Annotated in this window: 23 protein-coding genes, 2 pseudogenes and 2 riboswitches; of the genes and pseudogenes, 17 read left to right on the top strand and 8 right to left on the bottom strand. The window is 36.0% G+C overall.

All coding sequences use genetic code 11. The features are described 5' to 3' along the window. Positions 1–251: 251 nt before the first annotated feature. The 5 genes from F8162_RS11595 (at position 252) to glcK (ending at position 4,815) form a co-directional block, all read left to right on the top strand. Positions 252–2,606, top strand: a complete 2,355-nt coding sequence (locus tag F8162_RS11595; protein WP_151633741.1) for a sugar phosphate nucleotidyltransferase — start codon at positions 252–254, stop codon at positions 2,604–2,606. A gap of 69 nt (positions 2,607–2,675) precedes the next feature. Next, positions 2,676–2,825, top strand: a complete 150-nt coding sequence (rpmG, locus tag F8162_RS11590) for a 50S ribosomal protein L33 (RefSeq protein ID WP_001265616.1) — start codon at positions 2,676–2,678, stop codon at positions 2,823–2,825. 104 nt (positions 2,826–2,929) lie between these two features. After that, positions 2,930–3,508, top strand: coding sequence for a 5-formyltetrahydrofolate cyclo-ligase (locus F8162_RS11585; RefSeq protein WP_151633743.1), 579 nt, complete (start codon positions 2,930–2,932; stop codon positions 3,506–3,508). A 103-nt stretch (positions 3,509–3,611) separates the two neighbouring features. Further along, positions 3,612–3,812 carry a YqgQ family protein gene (locus F8162_RS11580; protein WP_000253699.1) on the top strand — a complete coding sequence of 67 codons (201 nt, stop codon included), beginning with the start codon at positions 3,612–3,614 and terminating at the stop codon, positions 3,810–3,812. Positions 3,813–3,831: 19 nt separating this feature from the next. Continuing rightward, positions 3,832–4,815: a glucokinase gene (gene glcK / locus F8162_RS11575; protein ID WP_075308013.1), complete on the top strand. Its 984-nt coding sequence runs from the start codon at positions 3,832–3,834 to the stop codon at positions 4,813–4,815. Between the two features lie 81 nt (positions 4,816–4,896). On the opposite strand, the gene F8162_RS11570 is transcribed toward glcK, so the two are convergent. After that, a complete protein-coding gene (locus F8162_RS11570) occupies positions 4,897–5,070 on the bottom strand; it encodes a DUF2759 domain-containing protein (RefSeq protein ID WP_000524846.1) in 174 nt (57 codons plus the stop codon). 170 nt (positions 5,071–5,240) lie between these two features. Here F8162_RS11570 and F8162_RS11565 point away from each other — a divergent pair, with 170 nt between their 5' ends. Both F8162_RS11565 and F8162_RS11560 read left to right on the top strand, forming a co-directional pair. Then, positions 5,241–5,870, top strand: a complete 630-nt coding sequence (locus tag F8162_RS11565) for an MBL fold metallo-hydrolase (RefSeq protein WP_151633745.1) — start codon at positions 5,241–5,243, stop codon at positions 5,868–5,870. A 9-nt stretch (positions 5,871–5,879) separates the two neighbouring features. Further along, the gene (locus F8162_RS11560; RefSeq protein ID WP_151633747.1) at positions 5,880–6,992 is read left to right on the top strand and encodes a class I SAM-dependent methyltransferase; all 1,113 of its coding nucleotides are present in this window, start codon (positions 5,880–5,882) and stop codon (positions 6,990–6,992) included. A gap of 143 nt (positions 6,993–7,135) precedes the next feature. On the opposite strand, the gene F8162_RS11555 is transcribed toward F8162_RS11560, so the two are convergent. The 4 genes from F8162_RS11555 to metI form a co-directional block, all read right to left on the bottom strand. Continuing rightward, a complete protein-coding gene (locus F8162_RS11555; RefSeq protein ID WP_000894375.1) occupies positions 7,136–7,426 on the bottom strand; it encodes an ArsR/SmtB family transcription factor in 291 nt (96 codons plus the stop codon). A 420-nt stretch (positions 7,427–7,846) separates the two neighbouring features. Further along, positions 7,847–8,371: a cysteine hydrolase family protein gene (locus tag F8162_RS11550; protein ID WP_151633749.1), complete on the bottom strand. Its 525-nt coding sequence runs from the start codon at positions 8,369–8,371 to the stop codon at positions 7,847–7,849. 158 nt (positions 8,372–8,529) lie between these two features. Beyond that, the gene (gene metC, locus F8162_RS11545) at positions 8,530–9,693 is read right to left on the bottom strand and encodes a cystathionine beta-lyase (RefSeq protein ID WP_151633751.1); all 1,164 of its coding nucleotides are present in this window, start codon (positions 9,691–9,693) and stop codon (positions 8,530–8,532) included. Further along, the gene (gene metI / locus F8162_RS11540) at positions 9,690–10,802 is read right to left on the bottom strand and encodes a cystathionine gamma-synthase/O-acetylhomoserine thiolyase (RefSeq protein WP_151633753.1); all 1,113 of its coding nucleotides are present in this window, start codon (positions 10,800–10,802) and stop codon (positions 9,690–9,692) included. The genes metC and metI overlap by 4 nt, the downstream gene beginning before the upstream one ends. 240 nt (positions 10,803–11,042) lie before the next feature. Next, a riboswitch (SAM riboswitch) is annotated at positions 11,043–11,152 on the bottom strand. Positions 11,153–11,355: 203 nt separating this feature from the next. After that, a riboswitch (SAM riboswitch) is annotated at positions 11,356–11,465 on the top strand. A 70-nt stretch (positions 11,466–11,535) separates the two neighbouring features. Between metI and F8162_RS11535 the strand changes: the two genes are divergently transcribed. The 8 genes and pseudogenes from F8162_RS11535 (at position 11,536) to F8162_RS11500 (ending at position 21,151) form a co-directional block, all read left to right on the top strand. Then, complete coding sequence (locus F8162_RS11535) at positions 11,536–13,368, top strand: bifunctional homocysteine S-methyltransferase/methylenetetrahydrofolate reductase (protein ID WP_151633755.1); 1,833 nt, start codon at positions 11,536–11,538, stop codon at positions 13,366–13,368. Further along, on the top strand, positions 13,368–16,766 hold the full coding sequence (gene metH / locus F8162_RS11530) for a methionine synthase (RefSeq protein ID WP_151633757.1): 3,399 nt from the start codon (positions 13,368–13,370) through the stop codon (positions 16,764–16,766). Before F8162_RS11535 ends, metH begins: the two co-directional genes overlap by 1 nt. A gap of 18 nt (positions 16,767–16,784) precedes the next feature. Next, positions 16,785–17,021, top strand: a pseudogene (locus F8162_RS11525) (glycosyltransferase); the annotation flags it as partial. A 640-nt stretch (positions 17,022–17,661) separates the two neighbouring features. Next, complete coding sequence (locus F8162_RS11520; RefSeq protein ID WP_151869332.1) at positions 17,662–18,792, top strand: RNA-guided endonuclease InsQ/TnpB family protein; 1,131 nt, start codon at positions 17,662–17,664, stop codon at positions 18,790–18,792. A 141-nt stretch (positions 18,793–18,933) separates the two neighbouring features. Continuing rightward, positions 18,934–19,758, top strand: a pseudogene (murG, locus tag F8162_RS11515) (undecaprenyldiphospho-muramoylpentapeptide beta-N-acetylglucosaminyltransferase); the annotation flags it as partial. Positions 19,759–19,854: 96 nt separating this feature from the next. Next, on the top strand, positions 19,855–20,115 hold the full coding sequence (locus F8162_RS11510) for a DUF3966 domain-containing protein (protein ID WP_000817964.1): 261 nt from the start codon (positions 19,855–19,857) through the stop codon (positions 20,113–20,115). Positions 20,116–20,208: 93 nt separating this feature from the next. Next, positions 20,209–20,583: a nucleoside 2-deoxyribosyltransferase gene (locus F8162_RS11505; protein ID WP_151633199.1), complete on the top strand. Its 375-nt coding sequence runs from the start codon at positions 20,209–20,211 to the stop codon at positions 20,581–20,583. A 79-nt stretch (positions 20,584–20,662) separates the two neighbouring features. Continuing rightward, the gene (locus F8162_RS11500; protein ID WP_151633197.1) at positions 20,663–21,151 is read left to right on the top strand and encodes a hypothetical protein; all 489 of its coding nucleotides are present in this window, start codon (positions 20,663–20,665) and stop codon (positions 21,149–21,151) included. A 34-nt stretch (positions 21,152–21,185) separates the two neighbouring features. On the opposite strand, the gene F8162_RS11495 is transcribed toward F8162_RS11500, so the two are convergent. Next, the gene (locus F8162_RS11495; protein ID WP_151633195.1) at positions 21,186–21,497 is read right to left on the bottom strand and encodes a hypothetical protein; all 312 of its coding nucleotides are present in this window, start codon (positions 21,495–21,497) and stop codon (positions 21,186–21,188) included. A 252-nt stretch (positions 21,498–21,749) separates the two neighbouring features. Here F8162_RS11495 and F8162_RS11490 point away from each other — a divergent pair, with 252 nt between their 5' ends. Next, positions 21,750–21,965, top strand: a complete 216-nt coding sequence (locus tag F8162_RS11490) for a DUF3912 family protein (protein WP_151633193.1) — start codon at positions 21,750–21,752, stop codon at positions 21,963–21,965. 99 nt (positions 21,966–22,064) lie between these two features. Then, complete coding sequence (locus tag F8162_RS11485) at positions 22,065–22,472, top strand: hypothetical protein (RefSeq protein ID WP_151633191.1); 408 nt, start codon at positions 22,065–22,067, stop codon at positions 22,470–22,472. Positions 22,473–22,627: 155 nt separating this feature from the next. Here F8162_RS11485 and F8162_RS11480 read toward each other — a convergent pair whose 3' ends face one another. Then, entirely contained in the window at positions 22,628–24,022 is a 1,395-nt protein-coding gene (locus tag F8162_RS11480) for an L-cystine transporter (RefSeq protein ID WP_151633189.1), read from the bottom strand. 106 nt (positions 24,023–24,128) lie between these two features. Then, positions 24,129–24,371 carry a DUF2626 domain-containing protein gene (locus tag F8162_RS11475; RefSeq protein ID WP_151633187.1) on the bottom strand — a complete coding sequence of 81 codons (243 nt, stop codon included), beginning with the start codon at positions 24,369–24,371 and terminating at the stop codon, positions 24,129–24,131. Between the last annotated feature and the right edge of the window lie 20 nt (positions 24,372–24,391).

The following is a 24,391-nucleotide window of genomic DNA, read 5'->3' as shown; positions in this document are numbered from 1 at the left end:
ATGGAAAAAATAGGACATATATGTTGTTCATTTAGTAAGTAATATTTTACTAAGTTAATGGTAAGCGCTTTCTTTTTGTATCTGAAAGGTACGGGGATATAAGGAGTTTTACTGCTTGTCAGCTATCAACGGGAGATGAAAAAATCCCTACAATTTAAAGTTTCATTTTATACTGCTAGTTAATTCGGGTTAGATAATATACATATCGTATATGAAGTTACTGAACATTATATAAGTGGAGGCTGAAGTATATGAAGGGGGTTATTTTAGCTGGAGGAAAAGGACGACGCCTTAGACCATTAACATGTAATACTCCAAAGCCGATGTTGCCATTATTAGAGAAGCCAGTTTTGGAATACAATATTGAATTATTACGTCAGCATGGTATTCGTGAGATTGCCATTACTGTTCAGTATATGAGTACGGCCATTAAACAATACTTTGGTGACGGTAGCAAATGGGGCGTCAATTTGTATTACTTTGAAGACTCTCCACCGCTTGGAACCGCAGGGAGTATTAAACAAGCGGAAAAATTTCTGGATGAAACGTTTGTCGTCATAAGCGGGGATGCGTTAACTGATTTTCAATTATCAGAAGGCATTGCGTTTCATGAACAAAAGAAAAGAATGGTAACTATGTTTGTAAAGGAAGTAGAAAATCCACTCTCATTCGGTTTAGTTGTAATGAACAAAGAACAAGAGGTTACACGATATATAGAAAAACCAAGTTGGAATGAGGTAGTTTCTAATATTGTGAATACAGGTATATATATTATGGAACCAGAAATTTTCTCTTACATACCGCCCCGAGAATTTTTTGATTTCAGTCAAGATGTGTTTCCGTTATTGGCAAATAAGAACGCGTTATTTGCATATTTGTCAGAAGGCTATTGGTTAGATATTGGTACATTTGATCAATATCGACAAGCACAATTTGATTTGTTAACGAAAAAATTACAAGTACCTATTCCTTACACGGAAGTATTACCGATGGTATGGATGGGGGAAGGAGTGACGATTGGAAAAGGAACGAAAATTCACGGTCCCTCTTTTATTGGAGAAGGAGCAAAGATTGGTGCTGGAGCTGTAATTGAACCGTACTCCATTATCGGGAAAAATAGTATTGTTTCAAGCTATTCTCATCTTCAAAAAAGTATTGTTTTTGCAAATGTTCACATTGGGCAATATTGCGAGTTATTAGAAACGACAATAGGAGAGCATACAATGGTGGAAGATGACGTTACATTGTTTCAAAAAAGCATTGTAGCGGATCATTGTCATATCGGGAAAAGTACGGTAATTAAGCAAAAGGGAAAACTATGGCCATATAAGGCGATTGACAGCTATTCGGTAGTCGGATCGGCTGGTGTTCAAGAAAGTGAAAAGAGTGCAGGATGGTTGCAAAAAAGCCGCATTGTAGGAAGAGGCAATGTTGAAATCACTCCTCAATTTATTGTAAAGGTTGCGATGGCGTACGGATCTCTTTTTGCCAAAGGAGAAAGTATATTAATCGGGAGTCAAGAACATATAGAAACGACCTCTTATAAAAATCTCTTTCTTCATGCGATTCATGGTATCGGAGTTCATACGATGGAATGCAAAGAAATGAACGAGTCGCTTTTTCAGTATAGTATTCAGGATTTACAATGTGCAGGCGGGGTTTTCATTCAAGTAGAAAATGAAAAAGAGGTTGTTATAAAGTTGTATGGCAAGGATGGGGTACAATTAACGTATAAGCAGCAAAAAGCGATAGAACAAGTATATATGTCTGAGTCGTTTTATTACGTATGTGAGAAGGAAATGGGGCGGAATAAGCTAGTCCACGTTTCTTTACATGATTATATAGAGGCTGTATTAGAACGCATTGATATTGAGAAAATACAAAAACAGAAGTTTCATCTTCTTATTAATAAAAGAAATGATATGTTACAACATTTACTTATGCTCTTTTTGCAAAGGCTCGGATGTACAGTTACTTGGATTTATGCGGGCGAACAAAAGGATCATGTGAAAGCTTTGATGAAATCAAGTAAAGCAAATATGGCTCTTATGTTTTCAGAGCAAGGAAATTATTTCGAGTTATATGATAATCACAGTAATATTTACCAAGGAACAGATTTTGAAGAGGTAGATATTCCAGATTTATTACTTGAATCGACAGGAAATATTTACCCAATGTCTTTGAAATTAGGAGAGTGTTACCTTCTATTTTATACGCAGGATGAAAAAAAGTCGTTTCAAGCGAGATGGAAGCGAGATATTTTATATCGAATAGGAAAATTATTTGAGCTAATAGCATTGCAAGGAAAAACATTTCTCAGCATAGTAGAGCAATCGCCTCCGCTCTATCTACTTTGTGATGAAGTTGTATGTTCATGGAATGAAAAAGGGAAAGTGATGAGGAAATTATTGGCTGATATGGAAAGAAAGGAAGACGGTATATTTGAAGGAGTACAGTTCAAATATACGGAAAAAGAGTGGTCTTATATCGTTTCTGACACAAAACAACCGAAATTTTTAGTGTATTCACATGCTAGAAACCCAGTAATAGCAAGGGAAAACATGAAAAACCTTATAGAAAAAATTAGACAATATCAAAAGGTGTAGAATTTTTATTTTAAAAGTGGTATTATAGTATAGTCTGATTTAAGTTATTAGTACTGGAGGGAAATAAGAATGCGTGTGAATATTACTCTAGCATGTACAGAATGCGGAGATCGTAACTATATCTCAAAGAAAAACAAACGTAACAACGCTGAGCGTATCGAGCTTAAAAAGTATTGCAAGCGTGACAAGAAGTCTACGTTACACCGTGAAACAAAGTAAGCAGTAGGAATATTTTCCTACTGTTTCTTTTTTTATTCGATTCCTCTGTTAAAAGTGATACACTATCATCGTAGAGAAAAGTATCACTGTGAGGGGGAAAATGTGTGAGAGAAGAGAAAGTACGTTTACGTAAACGAATAATAGAGCACATGAATTCTTTATCAGAAGAACGGTATACAACTTTATCAGAGCAAATTGCATGTTCGTTGTATGCGCAAAAAGAGTGGACTGAAGCTAAAACAATCGGAATCACTCTCTCAATGGAAAATGAAGTGAATACATATCCTATTATCGAAAAAGCTTGGGAAGAGGGCAAGAAAGTTGTTGTCCCGAAGTGTAATAAAGGAACACGAACAATGTCCTTTAGGAAAATTAGTAATTTTGATCAATTAGAAACGGTGTATATGAATTTACGTGAACCAATTCCAGCACTTACGGAAGAAGTGAATGCAGATGAAATTGATCTTCAAATCGTGCCGGGCGTAGCTTATACAGAGCGAGGAGAACGAATTGGATATGGCGGTGGCTATTATGATCGTTATCTCGTGCATTATAAAGGGAAAACGCTATCATTAGCTTATAGTTTTCAAGTGGTAGAACATATTCCAGTAGAGCCGTTTGATAAAAATATAGAAAAAATTATTACAGAAAAAGGAACAATGGTTAAAAATGGGCTTGTATAGACAAATAAAAATTGACGAGACTTTTTCTTCTTGATTATAATAAAATATGTGAACGTTTTCTTATTATAATTTTTTATAGTAAGTGAGCATAGAGGGTGATAAAATGGTATCTATTTATGATATTCAGCAATTGCTAAAGAAATTTGGTACGATTATTTATACGGGTGATCGAATTGCAGATTTACAATTAATGCAAGATGAATTGCGTGAATTAAATCAATCACAGCTAATCGATCCACAAGACTATCAAACAGCTTTATTTTTATTGAAGCAAGAAATTCAAAAAGAGCTAAATAAGAATTAGATAAAGGTAGGTAAGCAACATGGAAGAGAAATGGTTAGTTGGTGTTGACCTTGGTGGTACAACGATTAAATTAGCATTTATTAATGTGTACGGTGAAATTTTACATAAGTGGGAAATCCCTACGAATACAAATGAGCAAGGAAAACATATTACACTTGATGTAGCGAAAGCTATTGATAAAAAGTTAGAAGAGTTAGGCGAATTAAAAAGTAAGTTAATCGGTATTGGTATGGGAGCTCCTGGTCCTGTACACGTGGCGTCTGGAATGATTTATGAAGCGGTTAACTTAGGATGGAAAAACTATCCGTTAAAAGATTTATTAGAAGTGGAAACAGGATTACCTGTTGTTATTGATAATGATGCAAACTTAGCAGCGCTTGGTGAAATGTGGAAAGGTGCTGGTGAAGGAGCGAAAGATTTAATTTGTATGACTCTTGGTACTGGCGTTGGCGGTGGTGTAATTGCCAATGGTGAGATTGTACACGGCGTAAGCGGTGCTGCTGGTGAAATCGGACACATTACAGTCGTTACAGAGAATGCTTTCCCGTGTAATTGCGGGAAGTCTGGTTGCCTAGAAACTGTAGCATCTGCAACGGGTATTGTGCGTGTTGCTATGCAAAAAATACAAGAGACTGATAAAGAAAGTGTTCTACGTTCTATGTTAGCAGAAGAAGGGCGTATTACATCAAAAGATGTGTTTGAAGCACTTGGACAAGGTGACGAGCTAGCAGGCGAAGTAGTAGAAAAAGTAGCTTCTTACTTAGGATTAGCTGTAGCGAACCTTGCTAGTACGTTGAACCCAGAGAAAATTGTTATTGGCGGCGGCGTGTCTAAAGCTGGAGATGCACTATTAGAGCCAATTCAACGTTATTTCGAGCAATATGCTTTTTCACGTGCTGTAAAGAGCACGAAGTTAGCGATTGCAATACTTGGTAATGATGCAGGTGTTATCGGAGGAGCTTGGCTTGTAAAAAAGCACAAATACGAAGCAAAGATGGTATAAGTTATGAACTATGAAAAGAGGAAGGGGAAACCCCTTCCTCTTTTTGCGCACAATCTTGATGAAGAATAACATGTAAATGAATTAAGCTGCTGGTGGGTACCCGTTATATAGAACAGTCATAATCGTAAACCATCCGAAAACGAGTACAGTTGCAATTGCAAAGCCGCCTGCGAAAAAGTTCTTTTCGCGAAGTGTTCTAAGCGTAGCAAATACAGCTAACAGAGTGACTAGTGCAAAAATAATAACAAGGCCCATACAATATCCTCCTCTGTCTACCCATTCCTAAATATGAGTTTTTAGAATATTAACTCTTTTATATTGTACATGTTTTAAAAATGATTGTCGAGATAGCATCCTTTCTTTTCCTAAGAGAAAAAAATGTTGTATCATTGAAAGTAAGTTTAATAATTGGAGGAGATTTTCATATGAAATGGATACAAATGCCGTTAGGCCCATTACAAACAAATGCTTATATTTTAACGAATGAGCAAAATGAGTGTATTATCTTTGATCCTGGTCACGAAGGAGAGAAGCTCGTTACATATTTACAAGAAGAACAATTAAAGCCACTGGCTGTTTTATTAACACATGCTCACTTTGATCATATTGGCGCTGTTGATGCGGTCAGAGACGCTTTTCATATTCCTGTGTATGTACATAAAGAAGAAGCAGATTGGTTAGGCGATGCAACTGTAAATGGTTCTCAAATTTTTATGATGAATCGGAGTATTACAGCAAAACCAGCAGATCATATTATTGATGCAGAAGGTACATTAGCAATTGGCTCATTTAATTTTGAAATTTTTGAAACGCCAGGACATTCTCCGGGTAGTATTTCTTATTACTGTAAAGAGGCGAGTGCTGTATTTTCTGGAGATGTATTGTTCCAAATGAGTATCGGAAGAACAGATTTACCTGGTGGAAGTTTTGCTGAATTGATTGGAAGTATTGAAGAGAAATTATTTGTATTACCTGATGAAACAGCGGTGCTATGTGGACATGGTCCAGAAACAAGCATTGGTTTTGAAAAAGAAAATAATCCATTTTTACAGTAAGGAGCTAGTATGGAGATGGAGCTCATTTTAAAAGAATGGATGGAAAAAGAAAAGGATTATTCAATTTCATACAGTACATATATGAACCTCGCACTATATGCAGAGGAACATGGATATTATATGAAAGAACGTGAAAAAATCGGAAGACAAGGGGATTTTTTTACAAGTAGCAATGTATCCTCTGTGTTTGCAAAAACTTTTGCTAAGTTTTTTATTCGTCTTGTTGAAAATGGTGAAGTTGCTCCACAGATTTGTGAGATTGGTGGGGGAACAGGGAAGTTTGCCTATGATGTTTTACAAGAATGGAAACAATTATCACCGGAAACCTTTATTGATTTAAACTATTCAATGATTGAAATGAGCCCTTTTCATAGAAAATTACAGCAGAAAAATCTTTGTTCGTTTTATAATGTGTCATATTATACGTCGCATAGTGAAATGGGAGAATCGTTCGAAGGAATTCTTTTTTCGAATGAGTTATTTGATGCATTTCCTGTTGAGGTAATTGAGAAGAGAAATGGAATATTGTATGAAGTACGTGTTACGTATACAGGGGAAGGGAAACTTGCAGAAGTATGTAGACCGTTACATAAAAGCATTGGTCGATACTTATTGAAATATAATATTCATCTTGCTGAAGGTCAGCGTTTTGAAGTGCCGATTGCGATGGAAAAATATATAAAAGAAATGGCGAAATGGTTTCAACGAGGTGTATGTATTACAGTTGATTATGGATATACAAAAGAAGAATGGATGCATCCTGCACATCAGGAAGGAAGTTTACGAGGATATTACGATCATAAGTTAATCCGTAATCCTTTAGCGCATCCAGGTGAAATGGATCTTACTACTCATATTCATTGGGACGAACTGAAAGAGATGTTTAGCCTGCAAGGTATGCATACAGTATGGCATAAGAAGCAATCTGAGTTTTTGTTAGCAGCAGGAATATTAGATCAGCTTACGGGTCACCAAGATAGAAATCCTTTTTCTGAAACTCAAAAACAAAATCGTGCAGTTCGTTCTATGATTTTGAGCGGAGGATTAGGGAGTGCGTTTGATGTTGTGATACATACGAAACATATGCAACAGTTACACTTGAATCGGTATTTGAAAATATAAAAAACAAGACACAGCATATTTCTGTGTCTTGTTTTTTAATACGACTTATGTAGCATCATATATTTCCTCTCATGATATATATTTATATTAAAGATATGAGATGAAAAATATAGAATACGTCCTTTTTCTCTGTTTATGAGTCCCTAACCCAATAATACGCGAACGAGTTGAATAATTGTCTCGTTTTCTACTTTGTAATAAATTTCCAATCCTTTTCTTTCACTTGAAACGATTTTAGCACTTTTTAACTTTGCTAAATGCTGTGAAATTGTAGATTGTGGCATGTTTAAGCCAGTGTACATTGTTGAAACATTGCTTGGACCACGTTCAATTAATCCCTTTACAATACATAAGCGAACAGGATGAGCAAGTACTTTCAATAATTCTGCATTGCTTTCATATAGTTCAATTTCTTTTTGAAAGGTTTCTAACATGTTCTTTTCCACCTCCGTGTGAGCTGTTATACCATACTATACATACCAAAAAATTAAAGAAAAGAAAACAGTTGTTGCAGAAAAAAAGTCCTAAAGTAAAGAAATTGTAAGAAAAGAGACCCTGATGTAAATAAAGTAGATGATTTAGCACGGTTTTGTAAAATGACAATTTTGGGTGAAAATTTAGATGCGTTTTAAAAATTGAAAGATATAGATATATTTGTAACACAATCTTACCATGATTTTCTTATTCTTTCAAATGAATATACAAAATTTTTAAAATAATATGACAAAGGAATTATAATGATATATATAGAATATAAAACAGGTTAAAAGAAAAGAAGCTGAATGTAGTCAGCTTCTTGATGATGAAAACGAAATGTTTGAATATAGCTGATAAATCTTAGAATTACCAAGACATTAGTTATGTATTCTAGCGTCACCTTGTATCAATTTTAAAAATCTGTGATTCCATATATTTTCATAAAAACCAATTGTCTCTTTTGCGGACATAAATGGATTATTTAATGTAGAGGTTGCTTTCTGTACCATGAAGTTTTCGTATCCTAGTCCATGAGCGAATTTAATCGTAGCATCCATACAGTACTCTGTTTGGGCACCACAAAATTCAATACGATGTACAGATAATTGATCTAAAATCTCTTTTAAATTTGTTTTATAAAATGAATTGGCATGTGTCTTTCTTACAAAAAAATCTTGTTCTTGAATATCTAGATCAGCATGAATAGCCCAAAGTTCTTTTTCGGGTACTAAATCATCATCACAATGTTGAACGAAAAGAATTGGTTTATTTGATTTTCTGTATGAAGAAATTCTGTTATTTACTTTTGTAAGTAAGTTTTGTAAATCAAATAAATGTTCTTCGCTATAACATACTCCGTTTTGTAGATCGATAACGATTAAAACATCTGCACAAGTATCCATTATTTTTGCCCCTTTTTTACTTCTTAATATATCAATTAATTCATTACTTGGAAATAGATGGTGCTCTTTCGTTTTTTTATGAACTATACGAAAAGTAAAATATACGCAACAGCATAAAAAGAAGATATGATAACTTAATTTCATATCTTCTTTTCTCTTTATGCATTTACAGGTTCTTCTACATAAGAAAGGGCATTTTCAAAATCGGATATTAAATCGTCAACATTTTCAAGGCCGACGGATAACCGAAGTAATGAATTAGAAATCCCTCTTTCATCACGAGCTTCTTGCGATAGTGCTGCATGTGACATTTTAGCTGGGTAGGAAAGAATCGATTCGACAGCTCCTAAACTAACTGCAAAGACGGGTAATTTTACTTTTGATAAAAATTGGCGGAGTGCGTCTTCAGATTGTAAAGTGAAAGATAGGACAGCTCCGGCTGATGTAGCTTGAGCTTGTTGGATATCAAATCTAAGGTGTGTTTGTAAGCCAGGATAATAGACATTTTTAACTTTAGCGTGCTCTTGTAAATAATGTGCAATTTTATTGGCGTTAGCAGCTGAATGCTCAAGACGTACATGTAATGTTTTTAGCCCGCGAAGTACGAGAGAACAATCTTGAGGACCTAAAATAGCACCGAATGCATTTTGTAAAAATCCAAGTTTTTGAGCGAGTTCGGCATCTTTTACAACTGCTAATCCGGCAGTAACATCACTATGACCAGCAATGAATTTTGTGGCACTATGAAGAACGACATCGGCGCCAAGATCAAGTGGCTTCTGGAATAGTGGTGTCAAAAATGTATTATCAACAAAAGTAAGGGCGTCAATAGATTTTGCAAGTTGAGACACAGCACGAATATCTGTCACTTTTAAAAGTGGATTAGAGGGTGTTTCCACATAAAAGAGTTTTGTATTTGGCTTAATGTTTTGCTTTATTTCTTCTAAATTGGTCATATCAACAAATGTATGTGAAACACCGTAACGGGAGAGAACTTCAGTTATAATTCGATAAGTGCCTCCATATACGTCTTCTGAAATGAGTACGTGATCACCTTGTGAAAGAAGGAGGAATGCAGTAGAAATCGCTGCAATTCCTGATGCGAAGGCAAATCCTTTTGTTCCGCCTTCTAATAAAGCAATGATATCTTCAAGAGCTTCACGAGTTGGATTACCAGAGCGGCTATAGTCATATTTTCCGAACGTATCTACATCAAACTGGTGGAATGTTGATGTATTATAGATGGGAACGTTAACAGCTCCTGTTTGCAAGTCATGTTTATATTGGTTGTGCAGTAAGAGTGTATCAATAGAATAACTCATATTCTTACACCTTCTTTTACAAGTTTAATGGCTTGCTTTAAGTCTTGAATTAAATCGTTATTATTTTCAATGCCAACGGAAAATCGAAGAAGACGATTGCATACACCGTTTGCTGTTCTGATTTCTTCAGGAATATCAGCGTGCGTTTGCGTTGCTGGATAGGTCATTAAACTTTCAACACCACCAAGACTTTCAGCGAATGTAATTAAGGATAAAGATTGTAAGAATGGATTAATCCACGTTTCATCTTTCAGACGAAATGAGATCATGCCGCCTCTTCCGGGATAAAATACATCTGTCACCCCGTCTTCATCATTTAAATAAGCAACAACTGCTTTTGCATTTTCTTCATGTTGTCTCATACGAAGCGCTAACGTTTTCATACCACGAATTAATAGCCATGAGTCAAATGGGCTTAAGACTGCACCAGAGGCATTATGGTAATGAGCGATCTCCTCACAAAGTTCCTTTCCTTTTGCAACGACAAGACCGCTTAGTACATCGTTATGTCCCCCTAAATATTTCGTTGCGCTATGAAGTACAATGTCAGCACCTTCTGTTAATGGCTGCTGTATATAAGGCGTATAGAATGTGTTGTCTACAATAAGAAGTAGTCCGTGTCTTTTCGCTACAGTTGCGACAGCGGCAATATCAGTAACTTGCATTAATGGATTAGTTGGGGTTTCTATGAAAATAGCTTTCGTTTCAGTTGTGATAGCTTTTTCAATTTGTTTAATAGATTGTGTATTTACGTATCTACATCGAACATTCCACTTTTTTTCGTGCTCAGAAAATAATCGATAAGTGCCCCCGTATAAATCTTCAGATACAATAAGTTCGTCTCCGGAACGGAATAGGGAAAGGACGAGGAAAACAGCTGCCATCCCTGAACTACAGGCATAACCTTGTTCACCGTATTCTAAATCTGCGATTGCCTGCTCTAAAAGACCGCGAGTTGGATTGCCAGTTCGTGAATAGTCAAAGCCAGTAGATTTACCAATTCCTTCGTGACGATAAGCAGTTGAAAAATAAACAGGTGGGTTAACAGTTCCTGTTGTAGTTTCGCTCCGGTTTCCGATTTGTGCTAGTTTTGTTTCAATAGTTGACATATAAAAATTCCTCCTTTTTAAATGAACAATTAAGTGAATGTAAAGTGAAACTTTAATCAGTGAGGGATTCATCCCCACTGATTATTAGTTGAACCAATCGGGCTTTTACGGGCAGTTGATTCCCACCTAACTTCTTTGTTTCAGCTGAATTTTGAGTTGGGAATCTTACTGCCCGTTAATGCGGGGTAAAATAAAAAAAGCCTTCTAAAGAAGAAGGCTTTCGGTTTGAATAGAGTCTTCTTCTCATCTGTCAAATCTTTCACAATTTGCTGGAATTAGCACCTTATTAACAAATGTTAATGGTTGCTGAGGCGTCATAGGGCCAGTCCCTCTACCTCTCTAGATAAGAATGTTCGTATGAAATTTTATTATGTTTTTAACTTTACAACAAAAGATAATTGAATTGCAACTTTATTTTAAATAATTTTTATTTTTCCGCAAGTGTCATTGACTTTTGTATTTGTGCGTGCTAAATTTATTAAAAAATTAACAAACATTGTTAAAAGGGGAACGCATTTCCTTTTAGCTACATAAATAAAATAATAAAGACAAACTCTTATTGAGAGCGGTGGAGGGAAAGGCCCTGTGAAACCCGGCAACCTTCAAACGAAATGTTTGAAACGGTGCTAATACCTGCAAAACGATTGTTTTGCATAATAAGAGGAGGAACGATTATGTCCCCCTCTTCAAAGTGAAGAGGGGGTTTTTATATTGATAGAAATGAGGGAGATTTGTGAAATTACTAGATTTATTATCAAAAGGAATTGTAATAGGTGATGGTGCGGTTGGGACGTTATTACATTCACATGGTTTGCAAAGTAGTTTTGAAGAATTGAACATATCTGATCCAGATTTAATTATATCGATTCATAAGCAATATGTAGCTGCTGGGGCAGATGTGATTCAAACAAATACGTACGGAGCAAATGAAGCAAAATTACGTATGTATGGTTTAGAAAATCAAGTTACTGAAATTAATAGAGCGGCAGTAAAATTGGCGAAAGCATCTGTTACAGATAGAAATGCAATTTTAGGAACAATTGGTGGTATGAAACATATCGGAGCTGTTACAACGACTGATATAGAAAGAGAATTTATGCTACTTGAGCAGGCAAGTGCATTACTAGAAGAACAGGTTGATGGGCTGCTATTAGAGACTTTCTATGATGAATTTGAATTACTTCATGCTGTTCAGGTGTTACGAAAACAAACGAAAATTCCAATTGTAGCTCAATTAGCGTTACATGAGGCAGGTACGACTCAAAATGGAAATGATGTAAATGAAATATTAAAACAGCTTTTAGATTACGGTGCAAATGTCGTTGGATTGAACTGCCAACTAGGACCACTTCATATGACGGAAGCTTTTAAAATGATATCGATTCCGCAAAATGGCTACTTGTCAGCATATCCAAATGCAGGTCTCCCTAATTATGTGGAGGGACGTTACGTATATGAGGGAAGTCCAGCTTATTTCGAAGCGATGACGCCGAAGTTTATTGAGCAAGGTATTCGGTTATTAGGTGGTTGTTGTGGCACGACTCCAGAACATATTGAAAGTATGAAGCGTGCAATTGCAAATATTACACCTGTAATAGAAAAGGATACGGTTCAAAGACCGAAAGTAGTTCATAAACACGAGAAACGTTCGAAAGCTCATGTCACATTAGCAGCGAAAGCAAAAAAACAAACGACAGTAGTAGTGGAATTAGATCCACCGAAAACGTTAAATACGCAGCGATTTTTTGAAGGCGCAAGAGCATTGAAAAGAGTTGGGGCAGATGCTATTACTCTAGCAGATAATTCATTAGCATCGCCCCGCATCTCGAATATGGCAATGGGGGCATTATTAACGAAGCATGATATTCCAGTATTGACGCATTTAACGTGTAGAGACCATAACGTCATCGGACTACAATCTCATTTACTAGGCTTATCAGCGTTAGGTATGGAAGAAGTGTTAGCTTTAACTGGTGATCCAGCACGCGTCGGTGATTTTCCAGGTGCCACTTCTGTATATGATTTGTCCTCTATTGAGCTCATTAAAATGATTAAAGAAATGAACGATGGGCGCTCGATTTTAGGGAAATCAATAGGTCCAGCAACACGGTTTTCAGTGGGAGGTGCGTTTAATCCGCATGTAAGACATTTAAAAGCAGCGGTTAAGCGAATGGAACGGAAAATAGAAGCTGGAGCCGAATATTTTTTAACTCAGCCAATTTATGATATCGCGTTAATTGAAGAAGTGTATGAAGCGACAAAGCATTTGGAACAACCTATTTTTATTGGGATTATGCCACTAATAAGTAAAAGGAATGCAGATTTCCTTCATTTTGAGGTGCCAGGAATTACGTTACCTGAAGAAATAAGGGAGAGAATGGATGGACATGAAACGAAAGAGGCAGCAATTGAGGAAGGGATTCGCATTTCGCAAGAATTGATCGATGCGGCGATGAAATATTTTAACGGCATTTATCTTATTACACCATTTCTAAAATATGAAATTACAGAACACCTTGTTAAATATGTGAGAGAAAAGCAAGAAGTGAAAGAAGGTATTAACTGATGAAATGTATAGAAGAAAAATTACAAAATAACATCTTACTATTAGATGGTGCAATGGGAACAATGATCCAGCAAGAGGACTTAACTGCGGAAGATTTCGGAGGAGAAGAGTACGAAGGGTGTAATGAATATTTAGTAGAAACAAGGCCTGATGTCATTTTAAAGATTCATAAAGCTTATATTGAAGCTGGAGCGGATATTATTGAAACAAATACATTTGGGGCGACAAATATTGTATTAAGTGATTATGCGTTGTCTCATTTAGACGAGGAACTAAATGAGAAGGCAGCACGTTTAGCAAAGCAAGCGGTCAAAGCAAGCGGGAAGGAAGTATATGTTGCGGGAGCAATGGGGCCGACAACGAAAGCGATTAGTGTTACTGGTGGTGTGACGTTTGAAGAATTAATTGAAGCCTATACGCGGCAGGCAAGAGGATTATTGAAGGGAGAAGTTGATGTATTACTCGTTGAGACGAGTCAAGATATGCGTAACGTGAAGGCTGCGTATATTGGAATTCAAGCAGCTTTTGACGAACTAAATACAATTGTACCTATCATGATTTCGGGAACAATTGAACCGATGGGGACGACTCTGGCTGGGCAAACAATTGAGGCTTTTTACTTATCGATAGAACATATGAAGCCATTATCTGTTGGATTAAACTGTGCGACTGGTCCAGAGTTTATGAGAGACCATATTCGTTCACTATCTGATTTGTCGGAGTGTTACATTTCTTGTTATCCAAATGCTGGTCTTCCTGATGAAGATGGACATTATCATGAATCTCCATCTTCTCTCGCCGAAAAAGTAAAGCGATTTGCTGAAGAAGGATGGATTAATATTATCGGTGGTTGTTGTGGTACAACACCAGAACATATAAAAGCAATGAAATCTGTGTTAGCTTCTCTTAAGCCGCGTGAACACCACGAAAGAACTGGACACGGGGTTAGTGGATTAGAGGCACTTCAATATGATGACTCTATGAGACCGTTATTTGTTGGTGAAAGAACAAATGTTATTGGATCACGTAAATTTAAACGATTAGTAGCAGAAGGGAAATTTGAAGAGGCTGCTGAAGTCGCAAGAGCACAAGTGAAGAAAAATGCTCATATTATTGATATTTGTATGGCAGATCCTGATCGCGATGAAATAGAAGATATGGAAAACTTCTTGGCAGAAGTTACGAAAGTATTAAAAGTACCGATTATGATTGACTCAACAGATGAAAATGTGATGGAGCGAGCTCTTACTTATATTCAAGGAAAAGCTGTTATTAATTCAATTAATTTAGAAGATGGAGAAGAACGATTTAAAAAAGTGACACCACTTCTTCAGAAATATGGTGCTGCAATTGTAGTTGGAACAATCGATGAAGACGGTATGGCAGTAAGTGCGGAAAGAAAACTCGAAATTGCGAAAAGAAGTTATGAGTTATTGACGACGAAATATGGTATACGTCCGTCAGATATTATTTTCGATGCACTTGTATTTCCTGTAGGGACAGGTGATGAAGAATATATCGGTTCGGCGGCAGCGACGATAGAAGGAATTCGTCTTATTAAAGAAGCGTTACCAGAGTGTTTAACGATTTTAGGTGTAAGTAACATATCATTTGGTTTACCACCAGCTGGACGCGAAGTATTAAATTCCGTCTTTTTATATCATGCAACGAAAGCAGGATTAGATTATGCGATTGTGAATACGGAAAAATTAGAACGGTATGCGTCAATTCCAGAGGAAGAAAAACGTCTTGCAGATGCATTGCTTTTTGAAACGACGCAAGAGACGTTAGAAAAATTTACGAATTTTTATCGCGCGGCAAAAAAGAAAGATGTTGTTATCCAAGAAACATTAACTCTTGATGAAAGGCTAGCAAATTACATTGTAGAAGGTACGAAACAAGGATTACAAGAAGATTTAAGCTTTGCACTTACAGAAGGAAGAAAACCTTTGGATATTATTAATGGTCCACTTATGACAGGAATGGATGAGGTGGGACGATTATTTAATAATAATGAGCTTATCGTTGCTGAAGTATTGCAAAGTGCTGAAAGTATGAAAGCTGCCGTAAGCTATTTAGAGCCACATATGGAATCTAGTGATAGTGCGAAAAAAGGGAAAGTGTTATTAGCAACTGTTAAAGGTGACGTACATGATATTGGGAAAAACCTCGTTGAAATTATTTTATCGAATAATGGATATGAGATTATTAATTTAGGAATCAATGTTCGCTCGGATCGAATTGTACAAGAAGTACAAGAAAAGAAGCCTGACATTATCGGTCTTTCTGGTTTATTAGTAAAATCAGCGCAACAAATGGTAACGACCGCTGAAGATTTAAAAGCAGCAAATATTGATGTTCCAATCGTTGTAGGCGGGGCAGCGTTAACGAGAAAGTTTACAGATAACCGTATTTCACCGTCATATAAAGGGCTCGTATGCTATGCGAGTGATGCGATGACTGGTCTTGATATTATTAATAAGCTTCAAAAGGAAGAAGAGCGTGAGAAGATGAAACAAGATAAAAAAGAGCGTCATCTTCATATCGTAGAAAAAGAGGAGAAGAAAGTAGAGATTCCAGCAGTAATTGAGCCATTAGCGAAGGCAGAGGTTATCGTGCCTGATTCAACAAAGCGGATTGTATTAAGTGATATTCCAGCCCTTCATCTCGCTCCATTTTTAAATAGGCAGATGTTACTTGGACATCACCTTGGATTAAAAGGAAATGTGAAGAAGCTTCTGCGAGAGGGAGATAAAAGAGCACACGAATTAAATGATTTAATAGACGAATTATTGCAGGAAGGACAATCTTGGTTAAAACCGAAAGCAGTGTATCAATTTTTCCCAGCACAAAGCGACGGACAAAATATTGTTATATATGATCCAGAAGATCATACGCGTGTTATAGAACGTTTTACATTCCCAAGACAAGGAAAAGCGCCATATCGTACTTTAGGTGATTATTTACGACCAGTTGGAGATGAAATGGACTATGTTGCTTTCCTATCTGTTACGGTTGGGGAAGGTGTTCGGGACATTGCTGAAGAGTGGAAGGCGAAGGGGGATTATTTACGCAGCCATGCGATTCAATCGTTAGCGCTTGAACTAGCAGAAGGACTTGCTGAAAAAACACATATGCTTATCCGTGACCGCTGGGGCATTCCGGACTCACCTGAACTGACGATGGAAGAACGTTTCCGTACGAAATATAGAGGGATACGCGTGTCCTTCGGTTATCCAGCATGTCCAGAACTTGCAGATCAAGAAAAATTATTCCACCTTATTCATCCAGAAGAAATAGGTATTTCATTAACGGAAGGATTTATGATGGAGCCAGAAGCATCTGTAACGGCTATGGTATTTTCTCACCCTGAGGCAAGATATTTTAGTGTATTATAGTGTAGAAGGGGGAGACGTATGAAGAAAATAGTCTTTACAGGTGGCGGTTCGGCAGGGCATGTAACACCTAATTTAGCCATCATTCCACATTTACAAGAACAAAATTGGGATATTTCTTATATTGGTTCTCATCAAGGAATTGAGAAAACGATTATAGAAAAGGAAGGCATTCCGTATCATAGTATTGCAAGCGGAAAGCTACGCCGTTATTTTGATTTGAAAAATATAAAAGATCCCTTTCTTGTAATGAAGGGTAACTAACTGTTACGATTTATTTAACCAATTATAACGAAAGTTAATTAAATCTATCAGTAAGCCCTGCTAGTCAAGTGATTGGCTAGTAGTGAGGGTTAACTGCGGGCAATCCCTAAAGCTGATTGAACTACAACGTGGCTAAAAATAGCGAGCGTGAATGTCGCGAAAGCAGAAAAAATCAATCAGATGGTGCAAGGTTAAATCCTAAACACTAGAACAATGGGTCTTCCGCCTCGAATCATCTAAGTCAAAAGTGATAAGATGAACGTTCAACGACTATCTCGTATAACTGACGAGAGTACATCACAAGCCTATGGTGGTGGAAAAATCCTCTATCTCTAAAGAGATAAACATATAGTCTGCGCTCATGTGAAAACATGAGAAGTTCATAAGAGAACTGGCTAAGGAATTGCGCCCTTAGTTGAACGAGATACATTTAATTAAATCTATCCAACCTCATTGAATCTATCGAACGTATGTGCTATTGTGAGTTTGATGAGGTAAGAATAATAATGAAATTTTTACGAGTTAGTCAAGTATCAGAATTAACAGGTTTGCATCCGAGTAGTCTCAGGAGAATGCTGGTGGAACACGCTACGATTCAGAAGAACAAATCTTTCATTAAAGGAGTTACATTCTGATGATATTGGCGAAGAAAGTCAGACTGATTCCAACGCCTGAACAAGAACAAGTGCTTAGAAACCATGCTGGTGCTGCAAGATTCGCTTATAACTATTGTAAAAGAATGAGTGATAGATACTATAAGCTATTTGGAAAATCTGTTTCACAGTTAGCTTTACAGAAACGATTTACAAAGATCAAGAAGCGAAAGCGATATGAGTGGTTACATGACATCAATGCACAAGTTCCCAAACAGGCTTCAAAAGATTTTGATACGGCGAGAAAACATTCGTTCAAAAAGTACAAAAATGGTTCTCACACTTCTTATAAATCCAAAAAAGATGTAATCCAAGGATTTTATGCCAATTATGAAAGACTGGTTATAGGAAAGAAAGTGGTTCATATTCAGTCCATTGGTGAAGTGAAAACAAGTCAACAACTACCAAGAAACAAAAAGCCATCCAATCCAAGAGTTACATTTGACGGTCGTCACTGGTGGATTAGTGTAGGGTTCCAAGAAGATTTTGAATCCCAAGAACTAACCAATGAGTCGATTGGTGTGGATGTTGGGTTAAAAGAGCTGTTTGTAGCTTCTAATGGTATGAAAGAACGAAATATAAACAAAGATGCCAAGGTTAAAAAACTTTTGAAAAGGAAAAAGTCAGCGCAAAGAGATATGTCTAGGAGATTTAAAAAAGGTGTAAAAATTCAATCTGCCGGATATGAAAAAGCGAAAGCTGAGCACCTGCGGTTATCTAGGAAAATTACGAATATCCGAAATAACCATATCCATCAAGCAACAGCTAAATTGGTGAAAACCAAACCAATGAGGATTGTTGTGGAAGACTTATCTATCTCAAACCTGTTAAAAAACAAAAAACTATCGAAAGCATTTTCCTTTCAAAAATTACACTTCTTCTTTCAATGTTTATCATACAAGTGCGAGAAGTATGGCATTGCATATGTAAAAGCTGATAAATGGTTCGCCTCAAGCAAGATTTGTTCATGTTGCGGCGTAAAATACGACCATTCAGTTCAACCAGAAGGACAGTGGAGTTTAAAAATACGTGAGTGGTGTTGTGTTTCATGCAATAGCCATCACGATAGGGATGTAAATGCTGCGATAAATTTATCAAGATGGGTAAAATAAATGCTTGATAATAGGAGGTAACGATACTGCCTCGTGTGGAGTGTTATACCCCTCGTCCCTTTGGGGCTGCGAGAACACGATGAAGCACTAACTCGTGTAAATTTGATTGAATTGTATAGATTTAGTTAAGTTTATCGTATCGGTGTTATGGATGCATATGTAAGAATTCGAAAACTAAAACCGGATGTGATTTTTTCAAAAGGTGGTTTCGTATCTGTACCAGTCGTAATTGGAGGATGGCTAAACAGAGTCCCTGTTTTATTACATGAATCTGATATGACGCCAGGACTAGCAAATAAAATTGCGCTCCGTTTTGCTTCGAAAATATTTGTTACATTTGAAGAAGCTGCGAAACACTTACCGAAAGAAAAAGTAATTTATACAGGATCTCCTGTACGTGAAGAAGTGCTAAAGGGAAATAGGGAAAAGGGTTTAGCATTTTTAGGTTTTTCACGTAAAAAGTCGGTTATTACCATTATGGGAGGAAGTTTGGGCGCAAAGAAAATTAATGAAACGGTTCGAGAAGCGTTACCAGAACTTCTGAAAAAGTATCAAATTGTTCATCTTTGCGGAAAAGGTAATCTTGATGAAAGTTTACAAAATAAAGAAGGATATAGACAATTTGAATATGTACATGGAGAACTGCCAGACATATTAGCGATAACAGATTTTGTTATTTCACGTGCGGGCTCTAATGCCATTTTTGAGTTTTTAACATTGCAAAAGCCGATGCTTTTAATTCCGCTATCGAAATTTGCAAGTCGTGGAGATCAAATACTAAATGCGGAGTCTTTTGAGAGACAAGGATATGCTTCCGTATTGTATGAAGAAGATGTGACTGTGAACTCTCTTATAAAGCATGTTGAAGAATTAAATCAAAATAATGAGATGTATAAAACAGCATTAAAAAAATATAATGGAAAAGAAGCAATTCAAACAATCATTCAACATATTTCAGAGGCATGATGAAACACTCATGTCTTTTTTAGTAGGATGAAAGATTCCAAGGATTGATATTTTTATGTTACAATAATGAATGGATTAGTAGGGAAATTCCAATTAATGAAGCGTGAAAATACGAATGGATTAGGAGTGACTGTGTTGGAGCTAAGTCTCTATGAAAATACTGCACTTATTATATGCTTTGTGTTGTACGTTGGTAGTGTTATTGTTTATATTTCAAGGAAATTTTCGCAAGAAAGAGAGCTTGAAAAATCAGAAATAACAGCTGAACTAGAAATGTTAGCTGATGAAAGTTATAAAAAACAAAAAATAAAAGAAGATCATGAAGCATCCCATCATTTAAACGCAAATAAGTTTTAAAGATGGGGATTTTTTTTGAAGTTGTTCTTTATTATGTTAATAGCAAGTAACGCTAAAAGGAGTTTCCCGTACATAATGAAGGAGTGTATATAAATGAATTTTTATATCGCCTCAGGTTTCCAAAATAAACATCTTGTACGTTCCATAGCAAATGAACTGAAACATGCAGGATGGAACCATACATATGATTGGACAAGAAACGAAAGAGCAGTCAATCAAGAACAATTAAGAGACATTGGTCAGGCAGAAAAGAATGCTATTAAAGATGCGGACGTATTTTTACTTATATTAGATGGCGGAAACGGGAGCCATACAGAGTTTGGAATGGCGATTGCGCTAGAAAAAAAGATATATGTATATCATGAAAGAAACCCGCTTCAAACAACGTTCTATCATTTGCCAGAAATAAATATTTTTGAAGGAGATGCAACTGAATTTGCGTCTCATGTTATGAATCATGTGAAATAATAGTAACTACATAAAAGGTTATAAAAGTGATCTTTTGGGTACAGTGATGATAAGAAACGTATATAAAGGAGTACATAATATGAAATTAGAAAATGGTTGGGAAACGAGCTTTTTAGAAGTTGTACAAAATAGTGAATTTAAGAAAGAGGCACTTCTTAGTCAATTGATTTGTGAGGATAGTGAAGAAGTTGAGGAGCTTGTTGATGATTATGGTTATGAAGAAATCATTGAACGCGAACATGATGAGGAATTAGCTGATATTTTAGGAGAAGAACTTTTTAGTGAGATGGAACGATACGTATTCTTATCTTCACAACCAGAAGAAAAACTTATTTCATTCGTAAATGGATTAGGTTTTCACGTGTTAGATTGGATCGTTCTTGTTGAAACAGAATTTGGCATTGATAGTGCACACTTTACGTCGGACGCCGTGAAAATGTTAGAAAAGCGTTTTAAACAATTTCCATACATAGAAGAAAAGACAATTTTTGATATGACATTTGGAGAAGCAATGGATGTATTAGAGTCCATTACAGGATTACAACTGAAGGAAAAGATGAACGTATAATGTAAAAAAGAACGTGATAGTCTCACGTTCTTTTTTACATTATAAGTATTTTGTCATCGAGTTTTGTTTGCCCGCTAAGAAGTGCATTTAAATATTCCACTTTTCTTATACAAGCCTGTATATGTCTTTCAACCTCTTGTAACTCTGCTTGGTGATGTGTTTCAATTGGATGAATTTGTACGTTGAATTTTTCAAATTGACTACTATATGTTATTTCTGCATAACCGCTCATAATATCGGTTTCGTTATGAAATAAAAATTGCTTCGTTTTGTCACAGAATGATACATCCTGAAATCCATATACTTTTAATGCTTCAATTACTTTTTTTATTATTTTTGTATTCATTTTTTAACCCTCTTTACGAAGTTCTACTTATACATTATAACATAAAAAATTACATAGAAAGCGCTTCCAAGTGTATTTTATTATAAACTTTACGTTTCAATCATAAAAATGAAACAAAGAAAAAATAATTGTAAAGAAGGAAGGACTCTTTTATTGTTTCGTCATATATATAGAGAAATAGTGCAATGAAAGGAAATTTTCCGAATTTTAGTTCGTATTTCAAATTAAAGCGCAATAAAAGAGGTGAGAATCTTGAACTTTGATATTGTAGGACAAAAAGCATATATAAAAGATGGACCGCATCGGAACCGAATTGGAATTGTAAAGAACAGCGAGACAAAATTAGAATCGCAGTTTGCTATTGCAATTGGAGAACAAATCATTGATGTAGAGCTAAAGGATATCGTGTTAGTTGGAGTAGATGTAGGACAATTTCATACATGGTGCGAACAAAATGGTTATTTGTGAAAAGGACGGGCTGTGAGATAATAACAATAATTGTAGCAACATAAGAATGAGAGAATACGAGATTGGTATTCTCTTTTTTCACTGTTTTAGGAGGCGAGAATGAAGTATAAAGAACAAGATTTTACATTGGAGTTAAAAGAGAACATTCAGTGTATGGAGAAGGAAATAGAGAGAATATCATTTAAACTTTTTAAAGATTATTCACATTTGTACATAGAAAAAAACATGGAATTATTTATAGAACTCATCAGAGATAAAGAAGATCCTTTTGAAACAGGATATTATTCATCCATTTCGATAGCTGTATTAGATGAAGAAGGAGAGATGATTGAATTTTATACAGTTCCTATCTGGGAATGTTGTAATTATTTTTTAGGAGTACCGCTTCAAATAAGGTTTTGGGGAAGTAAGCTAAGTGGTGAACTTGTTGATGAATCTTATTGTGAGATAGAGGAGGAGTTAAAGGGGCGGTTGGAAGAGTTTTTACAGTTTGCAGATGAGGAATAATAGTTAGTCTTTAATTTAAAATTAATAGTTATTAAAAAATGAAAAATGGTATATTTTTGTTATATCTATACGTGATGCCTTATGTATAAAAGATAAAGAGAAAGATGGAAAGAACTAAAAAAGGACGCTAACAGTTTTTGTTAGCGTCCTTTTTATTATGAAGCAATTTCACCAGGTTTTGTATCATCTTGATTGTACGTATCTTGATCTAATTCACCAAGCCATTTACTAGAAATAAGACCTGCTGTCATCGAACCACTTACATTAAGAGCTGTACGACCCATATCGATTAATGGTTCTACTGAGATAACAAGAGCGACAATACCGATTGGTAAGTTCATTGTAGATAGTACGATTAACGCTGCGAACGTTGCACCGCCACCAACACCGGCAACACCGAATGAGCTAATAGCAACGACAGCGATTAAAGTTAAAATAAATTGTGGTTGTAATGGATCGATTCCTACAGTTGGAGCGACCATCATTGCAAGCATTGCTGGATAAATACCTGCGCAACCGTTTTGCCCGATAGATACTCCAAATGATGCTGCGAAGTTGGCAATCCCTTCGGAAATACCAAGCTTTTCTTTTTGCGCTTCAATATTTAATGGCATTGCACCAGCACTAGAGCGAGATGTGAATGCAAATGTTAATACAGGGAACACCTTTTTTAAATATTGAATTGGATTTAAACCAGATAGAGCAATTAATAATAAGTGGATAACGAACATTACGATAAGTGCTACATAAGACGCTAACACGAAGTTACCAAGTTTTAAAATAGCATTTATATCGCTACCAGCAACTGTTTTTGCCATAAGAGCTAATACGCCGTATGGAGTAAGACGTAAAATTAATGTTACCATACGCATTACGATTGCATAGACAGCATCAAGCATTTTCTTAAATAGTTCTGCTTGTTCTGGATATTTTCGTTTTACACCGATAAAGGCGATACCGATAAAGGCTGCAAATATTACAACAGAAATTGTTGATGTTGGACGAGCACCTGTTAAATCAAGAAACGGATTTGTAGGCAATAGCTCTAATAATTTATCTGGAATTGTTGTTTTTTCAATAGAAGTAAATCTTTCTTCAACTAGCTTCAGACGAGCAGATTCTGCATCACCTTGTTGTAGGCCTGTTGCTGATACATCAAATCCTGCACTTGCAGCGATACCAACAGCTGCAGCGATTCCTGTAGTAAGAATTAAAATTCCGATAATAAGACCACTAATTTTACCAAGGTTTTTCGTTAACTGTAATTTTGTAAATGCTGAAATAATAGATACTAAAATAAGTGGCATAACGATCATTTGAAGTAATTTCACATAACCGTTACCGATTAAGCCAAACCAAGTATTCGATTCAATAATTACTTTAGAAGTTGGTTCATAAATAAATTGTAATATAAGACCGAATATAATTCCGACTCCTAAAGCAGTAAATACACGTTTATTAAAAGATACATGCTTACGTTGCATATAATATAATACGCCAACTAAGATGAGCATGATTGCAACGTTAATTCCGACAAGCAGTGTATTCATGTTGATTCCCCCTAATTCCAATCTGTTATATAGAATATAAGGTAATAAAACCTATAAGTCAACTAGGAAATTGCGGAATTAAAAAAAAGATGGCAAAATGCCATCTTTAATGTCCAGCCCCAGGGACATGTAAGAAAGTCGTGTAGTATGTAAATCCTATGAAGAAAACAGTTAAATATGCCCCGAATACGTATATATACATACGCTCTGTTAATTTTAAATAGCTTAAAAGTACGAAGAAACCTGTTTGTCCTAAAAATAGTAGTGCAGCCTCTTGCATATCCCCTACGTAAAACATAACCGAGAAAATTCCAGTCCAAAAGCCGAGAACGCGAAACATGCGCTCCATGCCATCTCCCTCCTTTTCTA

The sequence above is a fragment of the Bacillus sp. CH140a_4T genome, assembly GCF_008923725.1.
Taxonomy (GTDB): domain Bacteria; phylum Bacillota; class Bacilli; order Bacillales; family Bacillaceae_G; genus Bacillus_A.
The sequence above is the reverse complement of the archived record's forward strand: the minus strand, read 5'-3'. Positions and strand labels throughout refer to the sequence as shown.